General features: G+C 37.6%; 18 protein-coding genes. 5 read left to right on the top strand and 13 right to left on the bottom strand.

Annotation, left to right across the window (positions count from 1 at the left end; genetic code table 11):
• Positions 1-3: 3 nt before the first annotated feature.
• The 4 genes from V7M78_RS18030 to V7M78_RS18015 all read right to left on the bottom strand — a co-directional run bounded on the left by V7M78_RS18030 (position 4) and on the right by V7M78_RS18015 (position 3,672).
• Complete coding sequence (locus V7M78_RS18030) at positions 4-897, bottom strand: abortive infection family protein (RefSeq protein WP_333651759.1); 894 nt, start codon at positions 895-897, stop codon at positions 4-6.
• 90 nt (positions 898-987) lie between these two features.
• Positions 988-1,878, bottom strand: coding sequence for a hypothetical protein (locus V7M78_RS18025; RefSeq protein ID WP_333651758.1), 891 nt, complete (start codon positions 1,876-1,878; stop codon positions 988-990).
• Positions 1,879-1,974: 96 nt separating this feature from the next.
• Complete coding sequence (locus V7M78_RS18020) at positions 1,975-3,315, bottom strand: hypothetical protein (RefSeq protein WP_333651757.1); 1,341 nt, start codon at positions 3,313-3,315, stop codon at positions 1,975-1,977.
• A 111-nt stretch (positions 3,316-3,426) separates the two neighbouring features.
• A complete protein-coding gene (locus V7M78_RS18015; protein ID WP_333651756.1) occupies positions 3,427-3,672 on the bottom strand; it encodes a hypothetical protein in 246 nt (81 codons plus the stop codon).
• Between the two features lie 406 nt (positions 3,673-4,078).
• Between V7M78_RS18015 and V7M78_RS18010 the strand changes: the two genes are divergently transcribed.
• The 3 genes from V7M78_RS18010 (at position 4,079) to V7M78_RS18000 (ending at position 7,217) form a co-directional block, all read left to right on the top strand.
• Positions 4,079-5,272, top strand: coding sequence for a hypothetical protein (locus V7M78_RS18010; protein WP_333651755.1), 1,194 nt, complete (start codon positions 4,079-4,081; stop codon positions 5,270-5,272).
• A 45-nt stretch (positions 5,273-5,317) separates the two neighbouring features.
• Complete coding sequence (locus V7M78_RS18005; RefSeq protein WP_333651754.1) at positions 5,318-5,593, top strand: DUF4238 domain-containing protein; 276 nt, start codon at positions 5,318-5,320, stop codon at positions 5,591-5,593.
• A gap of 391 nt (positions 5,594-5,984) precedes the next feature.
• Entirely contained in the window at positions 5,985-7,217 is a 1,233-nt protein-coding gene (locus tag V7M78_RS18000; protein ID WP_333651753.1) for a hypothetical protein, read from the top strand.
• A gap of 618 nt (positions 7,218-7,835) precedes the next feature.
• On the opposite strand, the gene V7M78_RS17995 is transcribed toward V7M78_RS18000, so the two are convergent.
• The 5 genes from V7M78_RS17995 to V7M78_RS17975 form a co-directional block, all read right to left on the bottom strand.
• Complete coding sequence (locus V7M78_RS17995) at positions 7,836-8,549, bottom strand: metallophosphoesterase family protein (RefSeq protein WP_333651752.1); 714 nt, start codon at positions 8,547-8,549, stop codon at positions 7,836-7,838.
• 290 nt (positions 8,550-8,839) lie between these two features.
• Complete coding sequence (locus V7M78_RS17990) at positions 8,840-11,623, bottom strand: DUF4116 domain-containing protein (RefSeq protein WP_333651751.1); 2,784 nt, start codon at positions 11,621-11,623, stop codon at positions 8,840-8,842.
• Between the two features lie 396 nt (positions 11,624-12,019).
• Complete coding sequence (gene ytvI, locus V7M78_RS17985; RefSeq protein ID WP_333651750.1) at positions 12,020-13,090, bottom strand: sporulation integral membrane protein YtvI; 1,071 nt, start codon at positions 13,088-13,090, stop codon at positions 12,020-12,022.
• 264 nt (positions 13,091-13,354) lie between these two features.
• Positions 13,355-13,828, bottom strand: a complete 474-nt coding sequence (locus tag V7M78_RS17980; RefSeq protein WP_333651749.1) for a hypothetical protein — start codon at positions 13,826-13,828, stop codon at positions 13,355-13,357.
• A gap of 11 nt (positions 13,829-13,839) precedes the next feature.
• Complete coding sequence (locus V7M78_RS17975) at positions 13,840-14,202, bottom strand: hypothetical protein (protein WP_333651748.1); 363 nt, start codon at positions 14,200-14,202, stop codon at positions 13,840-13,842.
• A gap of 500 nt (positions 14,203-14,702) precedes the next feature.
• On the opposite strand from V7M78_RS17975, the gene V7M78_RS17970 reads away from it, so the two are divergent.
• Positions 14,703-16,151 carry an FAD-binding oxidoreductase gene (locus tag V7M78_RS17970; RefSeq protein WP_333651747.1) on the top strand — a complete coding sequence of 483 codons (1,449 nt, stop codon included), beginning with the start codon at positions 14,703-14,705 and terminating at the stop codon, positions 16,149-16,151.
• A 505-nt stretch (positions 16,152-16,656) separates the two neighbouring features.
• On the opposite strand, the gene yneA is transcribed toward V7M78_RS17970, so the two are convergent.
• Positions 16,657-16,956 carry a cell division suppressor protein YneA gene (gene yneA, locus V7M78_RS17965; protein ID WP_333651746.1) on the bottom strand — a complete coding sequence of 100 codons (300 nt, stop codon included), beginning with the start codon at positions 16,954-16,956 and terminating at the stop codon, positions 16,657-16,659.
• A gap of 180 nt (positions 16,957-17,136) precedes the next feature.
• On the opposite strand from yneA, the gene lexA reads away from it, so the two are divergent.
• On the top strand, positions 17,137-17,757 hold the full coding sequence (lexA, locus tag V7M78_RS17960) for a transcriptional repressor LexA (protein ID WP_333651745.1): 621 nt from the start codon (positions 17,137-17,139) through the stop codon (positions 17,755-17,757).
• Positions 17,758-17,957: 200 nt separating this feature from the next.
• Here the strand turns inward: lexA and rsfS are convergent, their stop codons facing one another.
• From rsfS to nadD, 3 genes are read right to left on the bottom strand one after another with little or no spacing between them, the layout of a single operon-like run.
• Positions 17,958-18,314: a ribosome silencing factor gene (rsfS, locus tag V7M78_RS17955; protein WP_333651744.1), complete on the bottom strand. Its 357-nt coding sequence runs from the start codon at positions 18,312-18,314 to the stop codon at positions 17,958-17,960.
• Positions 18,311-18,907, bottom strand: coding sequence for a bis(5'-nucleosyl)-tetraphosphatase (symmetrical) YqeK (gene yqeK, locus V7M78_RS17950; protein ID WP_333651743.1), 597 nt, complete (start codon positions 18,905-18,907; stop codon positions 18,311-18,313). Before yqeK ends, rsfS begins: the two co-directional genes overlap by 4 nt.
• The gene (nadD, locus tag V7M78_RS17945; protein ID WP_333651742.1) at positions 18,904-19,521 is read right to left on the bottom strand and encodes a nicotinate-nucleotide adenylyltransferase; all 618 of its coding nucleotides are present in this window, start codon (positions 19,519-19,521) and stop codon (positions 18,904-18,906) included. The genes yqeK and nadD overlap by 4 nt, the downstream gene beginning before the upstream one ends.
• Positions 19,522-19,529 lie beyond the last annotated feature (8 nt).

Below are 19,529 nucleotides of genomic sequence, written 5' to 3'. Positions count from 1 at the left end.
ATTTCATAACTTCTTTACTTTATTGTTATGAATCGATAAAATATATTCCGCAAAAGTTATTGCAGAATTAACTACCAATAGAGCCTCATGCTCTTTAACCTCAATTCTTTTGCTTCCAACTCCATGAGCATCACTATTGACATTACGCATTTCTGCTATCGACATTACTACCTTTTCAAGACCTGATAATAAGCTATTGATTCGACCATCATACCCCTTATCCTGACGCATATTAAACAAGGTTTTGACTTGATTGTATAACTTATTCAAGTCACCTTTTGATTGGATTTCAATCGTATTTACTTCTAATATGTAAATCAATACTTCTTCAATCAGCGTTCTTGACTTGGTAATCACACTATCATAATTCCCGGCTATAAGATCTTCTTTACTGCGTTCTCTCAAACCCTGAATGTATGGCATATCAATTAGATTTACCTTCGGAGCCTCAACAATAACTTTACTACCCTTTTTGATAATATAAAATCTATTTTGCAACACCTGAAGTTCATTGCCACCTAAAAATAAAATAGTATTAATCTTTCCAATCACTCCCCGAATCACATCTTCATAAGCACATCCAATTTCCTCAGGGGTATTTAACGAATGCAACTCGTCAAAATTCTCCCTCCCGAACAAATAAGCAAGCAAATCATCAGCTCTATCTAATAGAATTAAATGCGATAACAAATCATCCATATAAGCCCATCTACTTTTTGAACCACCACACCAAGAGTAACTTACCGCAAGTCCAAATTCTGTTGAAATTTCACAAAGCCTATTGCCAGATAAATAGGGCATTTTGATTTTATATTTTTCTTTCTCCTCTATAACTGTATCTCCGATTAAGATGTCAATTATTTTCCGCTTCCTCAGCAATTCAAAATTCTCTTGCACTTTACAATCCTCTCAAACATGTTTATCTGTATATGTGGGCTCTCGTACCAGCTGCTTATCCTAATGAGGATACGTTTTTTACCCGCAATATCAAAATCCCACTCCATGCTGCATACACCACATTAATATATCTTCTGTCATTCGCAAAAACATCAATGCATCTTCTTTTGTAGGTAACTCCTCACCATGTGTGCCCAATCCAGACATGGCACTATACATAGTAACAAAAAGTCGATATCTATTTGCCCCTTTTCTATTCTCTATCCAATGGGTAAATATTCTCTTTATAGATGTTAATGGTGTATTAGAATTATCAATGACACTTTCACCCGTTGCTGCCAAAATTCCTTTTGCATAATCCTGATTTGTATCAAATTTCTTGAAAAACCCTTCTAATAGACTTCTGCTGTTATCCACACAACTCTTAAACTCAGAATTCCCGTAATTAGATATAGCTTCTAAATAAAGTGGTACTATATCTAAATGACTTTGCTGCAATGCTTGTAACAAAAAAGACTTCTCTCCTTGGCGTTCCATAGCTCCAGCAGAAGATACTGTCAATGCGTATTTGTGTGAATCATAAGAGTATTCATCTCGTTCAACAACTTCTTTCGTCAATTCATATCCTATAACTTCTAAATAGTTTTTTAAAACTGAATAGTCAGATTCATCAATTTCTCGTGTTCTATCAAAAATCTCTTTTAAGAAACTACCTAACGCCTGCTTATTACTCTCTATAGCCATACAAATTGAAAAGCAAGCATTTACGGGATTATAACCTAGATGATCATTTTTCCATTGACCATTCATATAATAAGGGGTTAATTCACTCCGGTACTCATCTACCAATGCGGATAACCCTGCACATCTTAATATCCTTTCATAATCACCTACTTCCGATGTTATCCTCCGAAAATATTTTCCTATAATATCGTAGGTTTTTGATAAAACAATTTGTTCTTGCGAATCCATCTGAAACATTATTTTTTCTCCTTATATAACGGTGTCATAATGTACTCTCTCATATTTTTTCATATATCCACTGTTATTAATTCATGTAATGTTGGACACTTATTTTTATAGTTTAATACTATATTTTTTAAATAAGCTATCAAAGAAAGTACGGATCATCTGCTTTGAATTTTTCTCATTCGAAAACTCATAGCCTCCAAATCGGTAAACCTCATACCCTTTTAACCGCAAGTCTCTATCATCTTTAACCATTTCTGCATATAATCGGGGCACAGCCTTACCATTCTCAGAATAATGTTGCTGACCATCCAATTCAAACACAAGTTGTACCCCATCCGGTAGCAGCATCAAAAAATCCATCCTTTGATGCGAGTAAACAACCTGTCCATTTCTTTGATACTTACTACGAGGATCATAATGCAAAAATACCTGCGGAACCAATGCCGGAACATCTTTTTTTACAGGATGACGATAATAGCTGTAATATGTTCTAAAAAACACTTTTTCAATATCTGAATCTAACGACTCTTTTAATCTGTTATATAACTTCATTTCTGAATCTATTTTCTTTTCTTCGTCAATACTTTCCCACCATTTAATCAAGGTGTTCCATAAGAGACCGTCTGCATTACTTTCAAAATTATACAACAAACAGTTGTCGGTGTTACCTACCAGCTTCAACTCATTACTAATTGAATTATCAATAACGATATCTGGCTTTTGACCTAGTGGAGCAAATATCAAGTTTTTAAGATCTACCTCTGTAACTCTTTTCTTCCCTACTCTAAAACGTGGAGCACCTGATATCACTGTATCAGTATATAATTCATAACCATCTTCCTTAATTATCGCGTTGATTCCTTGAACATACCGCTCTTGCCCTTCCCCTTCTCTAACTTCCGGCAGAACAAGACATTCTAAAAACTCTGAAAACATTTCATCAGGGAGATACTTAATTTCCAATCGTTTACTCAGTAACGTTCTATAAGTCATACTATTTTCCGTTTTTACTGCTGTAACAATTTCCTGCCCAACTGTTACGCCCGTAAAAATATCTATAACCTCTTCCATATTCCAAATAGTAGAAAGAAACTCATCTAATGGCATATCACCTTCCATGTTTCCAGAAGCACTAACATAATCAATAATGCGCTTTCTCGTCACAAAGGAAAACGCTAATTCTGAATCTCCTAAAAAAGGCTCCATTTCCTTAATCAATTCTTTACTCTCGAACTCTTTTACAATTAGTCTTGCTAATTTCCATATCTCATCATCTTGCATTTTATTAAGGCCATTGCCTACATATATACGTTTGCTTTTCATCGGATCTAATCCTTCATCCGGCATAATCCCATACTTTTTGCAAACCACATTTAAATCATATGCTTTATATGCAGAAGCAAATTCATTTGCAATTATTGTTTTTAGCTCTTCAATTTTTCTCATCTTTGTAGTCCCCTTATTACTTTCAATCTTACCACATATACCCAGTTTTTTCCATCTGAAAAAGAGCATTCTTGGCATACCAGCTATCACAAAGGATAATTACGTGATTTTTCAGGTGAAACTCAGCATGACCTGACGGACCATGGAAACGGCAAACTCAAGCTTAGATTCTTCTTCCTGCCACATACGGTACCCCAAAGGGACAGCCAGATACCCAACTTGATTTCTATTACGGACAGGAACGCAGAGCATCAGGCTGACAAAACATTGGCCATTTAGATAATTGGAACCGTTGTGAGCCGCATGGTCAAAAAGATTTGATACATCTTCAAATTTCTTGCCAAACTTCGATACCATGGTATCATAAATGCAGATAAAGACCGGCTACGACATTAAGGAGTCCGGTATCAGTCTCAAATAGCGTAGCTGCAGTGATGCTCATAAATCGAGAATAATCTACTTTAGCATAGGAGCAGGTATAATAGTAAACATTCGATGATTTTTCTATAATCCCAAATTAAAATGTTTATATAAGGAACGGATTGAATCAGCGGATTCATGACCAGGATAAACCAATAAAAACAGTTTGTCTATTGTAGGAGCAAAAAAGGTTTTAAAATAAATGTAAAAATATTGACAAAGCCTACCAATGATATTTTTTTTATTGTATAATAAGTTTGTTGTACAGAGTCGCTTTCTTTTGTATATTTTGTGTGTGACTTATTATTATATAATGGGAAAGAATTAAAAATTTGGAGGGTACATGGTATTTAATTATATTTTGAAGCTATTATTGTTTGTGATTATTGCAATTATCATTGATAGTATTCATGTTTATGTTCAGATATACATGCGCATCGGGATTCTTTATAGAATTAATTTTAATAATACGGTAATCGTTTACAAAATAGTACAATTTGCAAACGCTCTGGAAAAAGTTGTGGATCATATTCCGTATTTATTTTTAGATAAAGAAGGCGGCTTTTATCTTTATTGTATTGGAATATATGAACCAATAAACTGGAATGTTCTCCCCAATATCAAAGAGAGAATTTTGGTTTGTGTTGAAAAAATATTTGGTGTAATGAAACATGTATTTCGTATTAATTTAATATATGTTATATATGTTCTCTGGTTTTTTTGGAGGCCTATCATAGATAAAATGGTTTATGCGTTCGATATTATTAGGCCAAACATATATCAATTTTTAGATTATCTTAAAACTTGCTTAACTTTTATCCAAAATAATGGGTGGCTGATATTTATATTGTTTGTTTCAATTATTATTTTTCTGAAAGATAATTTAGAAAGAAAACTATCTGGGCTTCCTATTGATGAGGAACTCGAAAACGAAAAGGCGGACTTTAAGCAAATCGCTATATGTCTGGATTCAATAAGGGGAAAATTATATGAATGTGCAAATAATTCAAAGATTAACGAAGATATCTTGCATAGGTTACTTAATCAGCTCGAATATTCGTTTGCACGCAAATCATTTGATGATAAGGAATATCTAAAAAATACAATGGATAATTGTTTAAACGGGTTAAACGATGATTTAGAAACATTAAAAGTAATAAAAGGGGTTATAAAAAATATTGAAGATCTAGGAGGAAAAAACATATATGCTAATTATCATTTAGATATTTGGAAGAATGTGTCAGATTTACATATTACAAGTAGCTCTACCCAGTTTCTGTTTTCAAGAAAGCAATCAGTGATTCAAGAAATTAATAGGAGAATTGACAGCGATGAGGAGAAGGACACAAAGTTACTATATGCAAAATTAATAAAATCAGTCCGCGTTCACTGGATTGAGGAGTTAGATTATTCTTATCAATTAAGCAAATATTTTAAGTTTATAAAAAGGCGCAAAAGAAAATATAAAAATTTGAAAAAGGAAATTTTATTGACTGATAAGGCATTGTCGATTGCAGAACATACAAAGGACAAATAATAGCTTTTATTGGTCTTTGAACATGTTAAATATGGAGAAAAAGGAATGTCTGACTATACCATAAAGCAACATTATGTATCCAAATATATATTAAAAAGATTTATTAACCAGCATAATAAAATAGATGCAATCCTTTTACAGGAGAATGAACTACGTAGGGTCTATGCTAATATAAGGGATATATGTTTAGAACGTGATTTTTATGAGGATATCGACCACGATGGGCAATATATAGAAAGAAACCGGACTGAAAATAAGTTTGCTTCTATGGAAAACGAGATTGCTAAACATGTTGACTCGTTTATAGAACTAGGTATATAGATAATAATGAAAAGCAATTTGCTGATATGATATCATCTGGACAATGGGAAAGTAATTCAGTTTAGTTGATGTTTCATTTGACTCTAGTGATGGTACGTAGCCCTATGTTAAAGGAGATTGTGTTTGGATAATATGATTTGCATGTCAATAGAAGGCAACACATTATTTAAATATTTTTGAATGTTATTATTTAGCAATCAGACTTTTTGCCATGCCACCCATTTTAAAAGTGAAAGCCAGTGTCTTTAGGTGCTGGCCGGTAAAAGAGGCTTATGACCTCAGAGCAAACCACCGTTTGACAGGTGATCATGATTGCTTAAATAGCAGATTGATTGCTTTAACCAATCACATAAAGTATAATAATCTAAATAATATCTCAAAGGAGGAGAGTATGGATTTTCAGAACTATGATGATATCTTTAATAAAAAAAATTACCCGATATTTAGTTGTATAAATGATGATTTATACATACCACAGGATGGAGGTGCTTGTGTTTGCTTATCTGGGAAAAGGTATAAGGATTGCTGCAAAAATGAAATCGAGTTAGCTCTTAAAAATCGAGATAAAAATAACAAAGATAAAGCCTTCGATGAGCTATATAACCGTAAAAACGGAAAAATGATAAGCAATAAAGTCGAAACCAAATCAATTGATAAGAAAAATTTATCTTATTGTTCTGCTCATAAAATTTTTGGAAATTGTGATAATACAAATAACAACACCCGGTCTCATACGATGTCCCGTAGTAATATTCTTAAAAATTTAGCTGATGATGAAAAACTTATATGCTTTAATGATCATAAAATTCCTGATGATAATTTAATAGATAAAATAGCTGAATATTATCAGGATAAATCAATTGATGATGCAAGTGTAACAGTCTCATTTTGTAAAAAACATGATGTTGATTTATTCGCAGAGATTGAGACAGCAGGCAATACTACATTCTGTAATACCGATGTTGAAAATTTAGAATATGCATTGAAATCTATTTCTTTTGATATTTATTATAAGTTAATGAATATACGGTATTTGGCAGAGTTGATAAAACAGGACAAAAATGTAGCATTTGAGGATGATAATGGATCTGTGTCTCGTTATTTCAAAGATTATTATCTTGACGTAATTACATTATTTGAACTTTATCCACATATGTTAAATATTCTTTCAGAAATCAAAGAGTTAAAAGAAAAAAATATAAAACCTAAACTTAAAACTGTAGTCTTTGAATTGCCATCAAAAAAAGTGAATTTTTCATGTTCAGAAGTAATATTCCATTGGAATAAAGTTTGCTTTATTAATGTTATCAATAGTCCTAAACCATATCTTATTATTTCTTATTACAGCGAAGATGGATTAATCAATGAGTTAGATATACTGAAAAAAGAGTATGATAGTTTAAAGTCTGATAAACGGCTTCAATTAGGAAAAGTTTGGCCACTTATTAATCTACTCCTTATTAATGCTCAAAATATTTATTTTAATAAAAAAGCTTACGAAACATTGCCAAAAGATGCTAAAACATATTTATATATTGTTCACAGAGAAGGAATTGGAGGAATTCCAGGTGGCGCTATGTTAGTAAACACCATACGATTACTTGAGACATTATTTCCAATGTAATTTCAGATAAATCTATTATAAGAAGTATCATGTTGTGCTAGGTGATATTTCTGTAGCAACCAACATCTATTTCATTACAGGCTAATTGAGTAGGAGGCGGTGACAAACCGCCTCCTCTCACTTTTTAGCGAGTGCCAGGTATAAAATCTCGGGAATTTAGGTTGTAACAAAATGGTGGTTTTTATGCAATTAATCATGGTCTACCATATTTCCGGTCACAGATTCGGGCCTGGAAAAAGTGTTGCAGGTTGAGGATTTGATTAAAATGGACTTTATCGCCCCTCTCTCTATCCTTCTTTATGATCGATTTTTGAACTTTATTTTGTATGAATTATTTTATCCATTTATAAATAAAGTCCATTTTTAGCAAAGTGGATAAAACCATAAAACCTACGTATCTACAATAAATTCTGGGAAAAATTAATAAAATTCAACAATAACTAAAAAACCAAAAATGCGTATTATGTTCATTTTTTTAAGCCACAGGACGAAGCAAACAGCTTGATTTTGCTTCGTCCTGTGGCTTTGTCAGTTTTAAAACCATACTAAAAATATACTAAAAATATATAATTTATTATAATTGCAGAAGACTATACATAATGATATAATATATGAGTTTTATTTAATAGCAGGCATTATGCTATAAAACTCATCAAAATTTTTAAACATTATTTCAACTCTGTCAATCTTCTTCTCTGTATGATAATGCCCACAATACCATTTTTCATAATCCAGCTGGTCTTCAATCCCATCCAACCAAATCTCCGTTGATTTGTCAACTTTACTCTGATCAATCCCCTTCAAAAACACTTCAACTGGTTCATATTTAAGCGGTGTGGTATGGCTCAATACCACATCCACTTTCCATCCCATTTTATCTAATTGACGTACCACATCAGCCTTAATCTCCGCAGATGGCTGTTCATCTGACCACCAGCCATATCCACGCATCAGCCGAAACTGTTTATCAACGCTATAAGCTCCGCCCATCACAATTGTTTTCTTTCCATTAAAGTCAAACACTTCCCCATCTTTCGCAAACAGCAGATGCGGATAGTCATCCTCATAATATACCACACCGCCATGCCAAATCATTTCTTTATATGTATCAATTGTACCAGGTCTCTGCTCATGATTTCCATGAATGCAGAAAAGTGTAATCGGCAGTTCCTCCAGAAACCGTTTTTTCAGGCTATCATGCCTGCCGTCGCTAAAGTTAATCCCAGCATCGCCAAGAATAATCAAAATATCTTCACGTTTCGTTTGAACCCGTTCACAGAATGCCTCCACACGTTCAAATCGTCCATGGGTATCTCCAGTAATATAAATCATATAAAACTTCCTTTCCAGATGAATTTGCTTGAACGGCTTTCTCATTATCAAGCAACCTTTGAAATGCTAATAAATTTTTTGCCCAAACCAGTCAAATAACTTGTCCATGTAGCAGTTACTTTCAGTTGCACTTTTTCATAATTTTGTCCATTCTTTATTCGAAAATAAGATATAGTATCAATTTCTAAAGTGTCAATCTACATAATTCTGTCTGTTATTCATTGTAGATTTTGCATTGGCAATAATATTGAAATAAATTAAGTTGATTGTCTTCGACATATCATTTATACTCAGTATCTTTTTGGAAATAAAGTTATCCCAAGGTTAATAACAGCATCTTCCCACCTTCGAATGACGTTGCAATTCCATAAATACTGTAATGACCTTATGATTCCAGATGCCCGATAAATATCTGTTTCAGGTACATAAATGGCTGCTGTATCGACTCCGGTATTGACATCAGGCACCATAAGTCCTACTGTAGCCCTATCAGCCTCCAACTCGATATAAGCATCATAGAGATCCTTGCGCCGCTCTAACAGGAGGGCCTTTATGTCTGGATACACATATTTATCAATCTTCGTGGTCGCATAATATGGTGTTACCTTACCGTCATTCGGATTGACATAGATATGGTTAAGGAAATCAACATCGATGATGCTGCCATGGATGCTGCCAACTCCTCCAATTTTTATAATTATTTCCGATATAGTTTCCAAGGCCTTCCGATAATTTTGGTATAACAGCTTGATTCCGTGTGAGTAGTGTTCCATGTTATCATAATAATATTGCAGATTCTGATTTTCAATACTCTTTATAGCACCACCATTCATCATGTAAAGCTTTCTATTCTTTGTCTTCTTAAACAGAAAACAGTAAAGACCATTGCGCTTTAGCATATAAATTTGCCCATCGGTACGGTTCTGTGTCACATCAATTCCTTTTGCCCGGTTAAACTCCAGGAATTCCTCTCGCGAAATGATATATATACCATCAACATGATACCGAAAGATATCGTATTCCAGCTTCATACGAAAGTGCTTCAATCCAAAACTGGTAGACTTATAACCAATTTGGTTATCATGATACACTCTCTTACGAGGCTCCTCACTAAAACCATTCTTATGGGTATGGCCGTTCACATATATCCAATCTGGATTATATTCCTTATATGTCCAATTGTCCTTTGGCGTGTGGGTGAGAATGATGACCGGATTTTTTCCTAAAGCTGCATGGATCATATCATGCAGGTCTTCAAACCGCTTGGATTCGGCAATATCCATGGGTGTAGATACTGTTGTTCGATATAACCCCATGGATGCATTGAATGTTTCAGCTAAACCAGTAAAGCCGAGACCTCCTAAAATAATGATAGAACATCTAAGGCCTAAGTGCCTCAAATCATGAGGCTCCATATTAGAAAGCTGTTGTTCACTCAAGATAACTGTTTTCTGTCCATCTGTCAACAACAGATCATTATGTAGGAATCTAATTCCTAAACTACTGAATAAAGAACGATATTCAGTAATAATGAAATCTAGGTTTTGTTTCATGTCTACCGGGAAAACAGTTCCCACATTCCATAATTCATGATTTCCCAATACTACTACAATTCTCTTGGCATCCCAGTGATTCACGAGTTCTTCAAAAAAAAGCCTGACCAGGTTTATGCTACAGGAGACATCACCTGCTATTAGTAAATAATCCTTATAGTTATGTATCCCACTTGTGACGGTTCCGACCATCTTCTTTATGAGAGACTGTATATAAAAGAGCACTTCCTGCCTAGTTGCATGTTCTTGGAATTTATGTACGATTTTTATATACAAATGAAGATCACTTATATAGTAGAAGCGTTGAGATTTATAATCCCTATCCTCATTTGCAAAAAGATCCACCTCATGAAGGATAGAAGCAGCTTCCACCATTTCACTCTCATCGGATATCAGTTGGTCTATGTCGTAATTGATATTTTTTATGTATTCTTGATAAAATGAATCGTCGTAAAGACTCTGTGCAATTAATGAAGAACTATCAACACAAGCATCATCAATATTATAGTTTCTTAAATCAATTCCTTCAAAATCATACCCACTTAAATTTGCTCCTGACAAATCTCCCTCCAGAGCTAGATAAAACTCTTGGAAGAGAACGTAGCGACTGATGATTTCTTCATGCCTATATTTAAGATATTCTCTGATTACAAATCGCCCTTCCTCCTTATCGAAGTATTTTTCTTTCACCTGTCGTAGATCTAATTTTCGCAGCAAATTGATAATTCGTTTGTTTTTCTCAACCCTGACGGGCAAACGACCTGCAATCAACAAAGTATAATCCAATTCAAAAACTGAGGTGTTCATTAGAACAACCTTTTTATCATCAAGCAGTCTTTGAAATATTTCAATACAGTTCTTAAGGGTATACATCTGACTTGGAGCACAATAAAATGCCCTGACATCCGATGTGATGGCTTCCTTGATTACATCTGGTGTCTTATAGGTTTCTGGAACATAGGCTAAAGCTAATGCACTGCTCTTTAACGCAGCCATGCAAATTCGCTTTTTCCTTTGTTCCATTGGTACAAATATTAATGCGGTACCATTCTTTTTGACAGCTGCCACGCAGATTTCTTTCGTTTGAAAAGCACTAGGTACATATTGCAGGGCCAGACCATCTTGCCTGACGGCCTGCAAGCATAATTCTTCTGATAAAAATTCTTCTGGAACAACTCGTAACGACTTACCGTAGCTTTTTACTGCCTGTAGGCATATCTGATATGTAAGAATCTCTTTTGGAATAAAACAAATTTGCGTCCCATCCTGATGCAGTGCCTCCAGACAGATTTGTTCCGTCAATGTCTGCTTTGGAACATAACGAAGTGTTTTACCATTTTGTTTGACTGCCTCCAAACAGAGCAATTCTGTTTTCATCATTTTTGGAACCATCTGCAGAAGAAGGCCATCTTCCTTAACTACTTTTAAATATTCCTCAAATGTATTTGCATTCAACTTACATACATCGCTCTGAGGGTGGAATATATCTATATCATATACTGGGGTTTTATTCATTTCCATCTGCATCCATTCTCCTCATTATGATAGACATATCTGCGTTTCTCTATTCAATGCTCTCTGGTTCTGACAATAATATACACACTTCATCGAAAATGGGATAGTCGTATATAACTAATTATATCAAATCAAATGAAAAAGTACCATTAAATAAAGTATATTCATTCAATCGTAATCGTGTATCCTGTAGAATTATGTTCATGATTTTAATTACCACCATCAAATTTTCAATATGAGCTGGACAAATAAATGGACAAAATAATTATGTTCAAAAAGGGATTATGTTCATTTTTTATAATGATGAACAAAATCCTTCCAGTACTTGATATTACGTTGTTTCTTTAGCTAAATGATAAAGTTCAAAGTTTTTCACTTATCTTAATAACTTAAATTTCATCTTTAACCTTCAGTTCTGAATATATGAATACTGCCCTCTTTATTAAGCTTAACAAGAATTGTAGCTATAACAGGCAATATCAACAGTCCTAAGACTCCCATCATCTGTGCACCGATAAACATAAGAATAAGGGTTACAATTGGGTGCAGCCCTATTTGTTGGCCAATAATCTTAGGTTCCAATATCTGCCTGACTACAGTTATAAAGATATAAAGAATCAGCATTCCTAAGCCAGTTTTTGTATCTCCCACGGAAAAGGCAATGATAGACCAGGGTAAAAGAATGGCTCCGGTACCCAGAATCGGCATAATATCAATCAGAGCTACGATTCCGCCCAGCAAAAACGGCGTGGGAACTCCCAGAAGACGAAATCCGAGAGATAATTCAATAAAAGTGATGGAAATAATTAATGCATAAGCCCTTACGAACTTGCCCAATGACCCAATCACATTGTCCTTCACATTGATTATAATATCCCTTCGATCTTCACTGAACTGGCTTATAATGAAATTACCAATCTTATAATAATCAATTGTGAAGAAAAAAGATGAAACAATGGTAAAAATAACCTTTATCAGCAAAGTGGGAACCTGGCTGGCCAGTCCGGTCACCATACCGACTGCTTTGGCGGAAATATTGGAGATATAGGAAAAAATAGACTGTCCAATTTGATTGATGAAGACATCCAGATCAAATTGGATACTTGGAAAGCGTTCAGTCAAATTATCTGTTACATTTTGAAGCGCCGGCAAAAGGGTTCCTTTGTAAAGAGCTGGAAGGCCGTTAAACAGTGTGCTGATAAAACCGAAGAATCTGGCGCCGATCAAGGTAATTACCAAAGTTACCAGACTGTAAAATATGAGAAGGACAAAAATACATAAGATAGTCCTGTTTATCCTTGTTTTTTCCTTCAATAAATCGATAATATTGCGAAATGACATGGCAATCACCAGTCCGATGACAAATGGCATAAGCAACGGAAAAACATATTTAATTCCGGCATATACAATAATCAGTAAAATAGTCCCAAATACACAATGGATTATGAACGCTTTTTGTTTTTCTAAACTCATAAACTAGGATACCTTTCCGGTTCTGAATATTTGCAGGAATCTGCAAGAGAAACTTATTTTAATTTCCGTTTTATGGATATAAGACCGCCGTTAATTTGATTAGCGGGCAGGGACTGAAACCATATTTCGACACAATCCATGGTTGTATTATATCGCTAATCTGGCTTATGTCAAGCAGTACCGCTCTCTTCTTTCCTTTTTTATGCAAAATTCCTTTATTTTATGAACTTATGATAGGGTATGCATATATTCTTCCGCCTCATCTCAGTTAACGACAAAAGATGTCCCTTTTTGACAGAAAACAGAACAGGAAGGGTTTGCAGTATCCCCATCAGGATCATATTGATACCGGGTAATTACCTCCTCTTCATTGTGACACCTATCATAATGGGAAAATGACAGGGAAATATTACCTTTTCCTCCTGACAAAGCCATCAGCTCTTCTCCGTAATTCATAAAGGAAGCCACAGGAGCCAGTCCGGTTATGACAGTTCTCCCGTTTGCCCCCTGAACCGGAGCTTCAGCACGGCCATAATGCTTTACAATATCATTTAAAACCCTTCCTGTCAGGGAACCGGGAACAGATATGGAAAAGCTGTAATATGGCTCCAGAAGAAGGCTTTTTGCCTTCATAAGCCCCTGGCGTATTGCCCGGTAAACCGCCTGACGGAAGTCCCCGCCTTCCGTATGTTTAATATGAGAAAGCCCATCAATCAGAATGATTTTTACATCGGTCAATTCTGAACCTGTTAATACTCCCTTATGAATGGTTTCGAGGACATGAGTCGCACCAGATTCTTGTAATCAATTCCCAGCCTGTTCACATGGCACCGGCTGTCAAAGGAAATGCCTTCTCCCCTGGCCCCAGGCTCTATCCGCAGCGCCGCCTCAGCATCATGGCGAATGGGTTCAAAATGTCCACATCCCATTATCGGCTCTGCCACTGTTTCTTTATATACAACCTTAGGCTGATCAAAAAATACGGGTATCTGAAAACGTCTTAAAACAGTCTGTACTAAGACTTCAAGCTGGATTTTACCTATAATATTTACTTTTAACTGTCTTAAGGCTTTTTCCCATGCCACACTGAGAGCAAGGTCTTCCTCTTCCAAGATGGAAAATGCCTGCAGTACCGTTCTGTCGGGAATCTCGGAGGATATATGACCTTAGCTTGAAGTTCAGGCTGAAGAGTGGGTACAGCCTTCATGGCACACTCCAAGTCCCTGGCCTGCCTTAGCTCCTGAGCCCTGTAACAGCTACCACATCTCCAGCAAAGGCCTCAGAAACAGCATGAAAGCGTTCTCCCTGAAATACCCTTATCTGATGAATCTTCTCACCTTCCGACAAGGGCTCCCGTGCCCTCACCCATCCCCAACCTTTATATAGGTGATTCGCTCTCTCTGGTCATCATAACGAATCTTAATTTGAATTTATTCCAGATGTGTATGTTTTTTTCCATGGGCAGCGCCTCCTTTGCCACAGAAATACAAAAGAGGGATGCTCCTGAACTGCGGGCTCCGTTCTTTCATATATTGTAGTATCAATCGTCTATTCTGCTGACTGACTGAATCTAAAAAATTTACTGCACAATATGAAGAAAAGGAGTTGTATCGTGAACCGATGTGATTGTGATTTAACCGGCCGTGTTGTGATACCGGCTGATCCTTTATATAATGAGGCAAGGCAGGGCTTTAACCAGGCCCTCCAGCAATACCCGCTGATTATTGTGTATTGCCGGAATAGATGCGACATTTCCAACGCGGTGATATGGTCCAGGGCCTACAATGTGCCGCTGCGTATCCGAAGTGGTGGACACAATTACGAGGGCTATTCCAACGGCAACTGCACACTGGTGATCGATGTCAGCGAAATGAACGAAATATCACTGGATGAAAGCCGAAATATACTGCATGTGCAGAGCGGAGCAACCAATGGACAGATTTATCAGTTTATCTCTTCCAGAGGGTACCCATTCCCCGGCGGCACCTGTCCCACGGTAGGAATATGCGGATACGCTACAGGTGGAGGCTGGGGACTTTCCTGCCGATGGCTGGGCCTGGGATGTGACAGTCTGGAGGAGATTGAACTGGTAAACGACAAGGGCTGTATCCTCAAAGCCAGCAGGGACTGCAACAGCAATCTCTTCTGGGCTTGCCGGGGTGCGGGCGGAGGGAATTTCGGAATAGTTACAGCCATGAAATTCCAGTTACCACCCAAGGTTGATTTCGTCACTCTAATCGAAATAGATTATCTCCATGTGACCGCCGCCGAGCAGGAGGCATTTCTCCAGGTCTGGCAGAGCTGGCTGCCAGAGGCCGACCCAAGAGCCACCCTGATCGCCAGGGTATACAACTCCCCGACGGATGGGCTGGCAATGCTGGTCCGAGGCATTTTCTATGGAAACGAATCGGAGGCGCAGACGCTCATGCAGCCGTTTCTAACTCTTCCCTGCGCCCGATCCCGTTTTGAATATATTACCTTTTTAGAGGCTGTCACCATTATCGGTAGCGGCTACCCTCCCTATGAAAAATTTGAGGCGGTCAGCCGCTATGCCTTGCGTGAATGGACCCCCGAGGAAATTGCCGGGTTGGTCCGTCTGATTCGAGAGCCTGCCCAAGGCTCTGTCTTCGCAGGCTTATCCTTGTACGCTTTGGGCGGCAGGGTTGCAGAAATCCCGCAGGAGGAAACCGCCTTTTATTACCGCAATGCCCTTTTTATTGTATGGCTGGAAACCATATGGGAGGACCGCAGCTTCCAGCAGGAAAACCAGAAGTGGATCAATGATCGCTTTCCAGATTTGGCTGATGTAACAGTGGGTGCCTATATTAATTTCCCATATAACCGTCTGCCGAATTATCTGGAGGAATACTTTGGGACACATGTGTGCAGGCTGCGGGAGATAAAGGAGCGTTATGACCCCTGTAATGTTTTCACCTTCCCACAAGGAATTTGGGGTGCCGCACAGCTTCCGGATCCTCCGACGGGGATGGCTGTATATCATGAGGATATCCCTTTGGGACATCCGGGCGCTTCTTTGTCCCGCGGCTTCCGGTATGTATAATACGCGCGCCGACAAACTCCAAAAGGTTTTGAGGATCGCTCCCTTTCTGAAGAACACAAAATGTCCGGCTTCCTGTCAAAAGACAAGAAGCTGGCCATTTTTAGTGTGATTTTAGATTTTACAGTTTGGTTTACTGGAGAAAATCATAATATGCTGGCTCACATGGCTTAACTCTTGGAGAGAGCAATCGCCACAGACCTGTTTGGTTACTGAATTTTTTGTTTTTGCTTCAACCATTCCTTAACGCAACATTACAAATGAGATCCTCTGTAAGGGTAGCTTCCTTTCCATTCTCAAGGCAAATACTGCAAAATCCAGAATATTTTCAGAGAAAGCGCTCCCGAACCTCTGTGAAAGTTCTTTCGCCAGAATTCCAAAAGTCAACTTCATATTATATCTGATCCTCTAACTATAAAATAATGGGAAGCCTGAACTCTCTCCCTGATGGTTAGCACTACCACTATTTTAAGTTATTATCCCCATAAAATCAACGGTTTTGAAGTAATCAATCAGAGTCTGTTATAAAATACATGACTGTTAGATACTGGCCGCTGTGAATGATATCTTCCTTTAATCCGTTCATATTTTTTAACTCTTTCATATATTGGGCTGTACTCAGACCGCTGTTTTCCCTGTACCTTTCTGAGATACTCCACAGGCTGTCGCCTTTTTGTATTTGAATACTGGTATAATACTTCTCTGTTACTTCTTCCATTTCCCCTGCCATGGTATTTATAATGGAATTTCCTAAAAAACCTGCCCCCAGCAAAACGATAATTGATAATGTAATTAACTGCTTCATCATGCGTGTACCTCCTGTATGATAATCCGACCAAGAACATACGTTCCTTTACTATATTCCCATCATATCATCACGAACATACGTTTGTCAAATGTTTTTTTGCTTTTTTCGAACAAAGGTTTGCTTTTTCTCCGAACATATGTTACTATAGTTTTAATGATAAAGGATTGAGGAGGCGGTGTTATGGCTCAGGACAAAATTACACCTAAACAGCAGGAGATTTTAGAATATATAAAAGAAACGATATTAAAGAAAGGATATCCCCCGGCAGTAAGGGAGATCTGTGAAGCAGTTCATTTAAAGTCAACTTCTTCCGTTCATTCCCATCTGGAAACTCTGGAGGATAAGGGATATATAAGAAGAGATCCCACAAAGCCCCGGACTATTGAGATCATTGATGACTGCTTTAATCTGACCCGCCGGGAGGTTGTGAACGTGCCGGTTCTGGGAACTGTAGCAGCTGGACAGCCTCTTTATGCAGAGGAAAACATTGAAAACTACTATCCTATTCCGGCAGAACTGCTTCCCAATGCGGAAACCTTCATGCTGAAGATAAAAGGAAACAGCATGATTAATGCCGGCATTCTGGAAGGTGATCAGATTATTGTCGAACAGTGCCATACAGCTCACAATGGAGAGATTGTTGTTGCATTGGTGGATGATTCGGCTACTGTCAAGAGATTTTTTAAGGAGAACGGCCGCTACCGCCTGCAGCCAGAGAATGATTCCATGGAACCGATTATTGTGGACCAGATCAATATCTTGGGAAAAGTAATCGGCCTGTTCCGTCTGGGAATTCATTGATGTGTCATACATATGACAGGGCCTATAAAAACAAGAGGTGAGTTTACATAATATAATTATGTAAACTCACCTCCAAACAAATTAAAAAACGGTTTATTTGATTAAACCGTTTTCTTCTACCGAAGGTTAAAATCAGGCAGCCATAAACTGTCTCATCATCTGATTTCGCACTTCAAAACTTCAATTTTATCTGTTTTAGTTCAATCCTTCAGTTCCTCAACTGCAATTGTCTTTCCGTCTCTCCAAATTCTTTCCAGATCATAGAATAAGCGGTTTTCCCGGTCAAAGACGTGGACAATGATATCGCCGTAATCCATGAGAATCCAGTTTGCAGTCTGATAGCCTTCCATTTGCTTACAGATAAATCCTCTTTTTCCCAGTTCCTCTTCCACATTATCAACCATAGCCTGAACCTGATTGACATTCATACCGCTGGCAATAATAAAGTAGTCCGCCATAACGGATACTTTTCGAATATCAATTATACTGATATCCTCACCCTTTTTATCTGATAAAGCCTCATAGGCGGCCTTCACCATTTCAATTGACTGATTCATTCTTTCTCTCCCTTCTTTTCATCGTGAACCTGCTTATAATAAGCATATGCCTCTTTTGACACAGAGTCCACAAAGCTTCCTTTCCCTTCCAAATATTTCAGGGTACCTTTCAGAATCTGATAAACACATTCATCCAGGTCTTTAAACGCCAGGGAGCGCACAAAAGGCAGATCTTCCGCCCGGTCTCTCCTGGGTTCAATATAATCGGCTGTAAAAACAATTTTTTCCAGCAGAGTCATCTTGGGCCTTCCGGTGGTATGCCAGCGGATGGCATTTATTACTTCTTCGTCTTTTACATGATACTTATGCACTGCCAGCCACGCTCCATATTTGGCATGAAGCACTGCTGGTGCTTTCCGTTCATCATCGGTCAACAAAATAGATTCCCTGGTACATTTCTTTATAATCTCTTCATCCTTGTAATGCTTGGCGCAGTCGTGGAGCAAGCCTGCTAATTCCGCCTTGGACAAATCAGCTCCATAACACATTGCCAGGGCTGCCGAGGTAAAAGACACACTGATTGTATGTTCATAGCGGAAAGGATTTAATTTCCCTCTCAAATCATTCCGCAGATTAAAAATATTCTCTTTCATGTTTCTGCCTCCTGATACAGGCCATGTGCCTGAATATAAGCCGCAACCTTTTGAGGCACAAACTCTTCAATGGACTGCCCTCTTGCAATCATCTGGCGCAATTGAGCAGATGAAATATCCATTTCCTTACAATGCAGGATACGGATATCAGAGTCGTATATAGAGGAGAGGTGGGCAATTTGGCTGTCCATGGAGTGGTCTGCATTCTCATATTCCCGGCTTGCCACCAGTATGACCGCCTGTGCCAGCACCTTGGCCGGTTCATACCAGCTTTCTATTTCATACAGGGAATCTGCCCCAATAATAAAATAAAAGGAGTGTTCCGGGTGTTCTTTATTAAGCAGGCCAAGGGTCTGGGCCGTATAGGTATTCCCGTTCCGGCTCAGTTCAAAATCAGAGCAGACAAACCCTTTATGGCCATTCACTGCAAGTTCTGTCATAGCCAGACGCATGGCACCTTCTGTCACATAGTGATTTCTTTTGTGGGGAGGAGTTCCAGAGGGCATATACCAGACCTCATCTAGTTCATATTCCCTATACGCCTGTTCTCCCAGCATCAGGTGCCCGTTGTGTATGGGGTCAAAGGTGCCGCCCATAATACCTATTTTACTCATAATATTCC

The organism is Lacrimispora sp., from assembly GCF_036758025.1.
GTDB lineage: Bacteria > Bacillota > Clostridia > Lachnospirales > Lachnospiraceae > Lacrimispora.
Note: the sequence above shows the minus strand (reverse complement) of the source record. Positions and strands in the feature narration are given on the sequence as shown.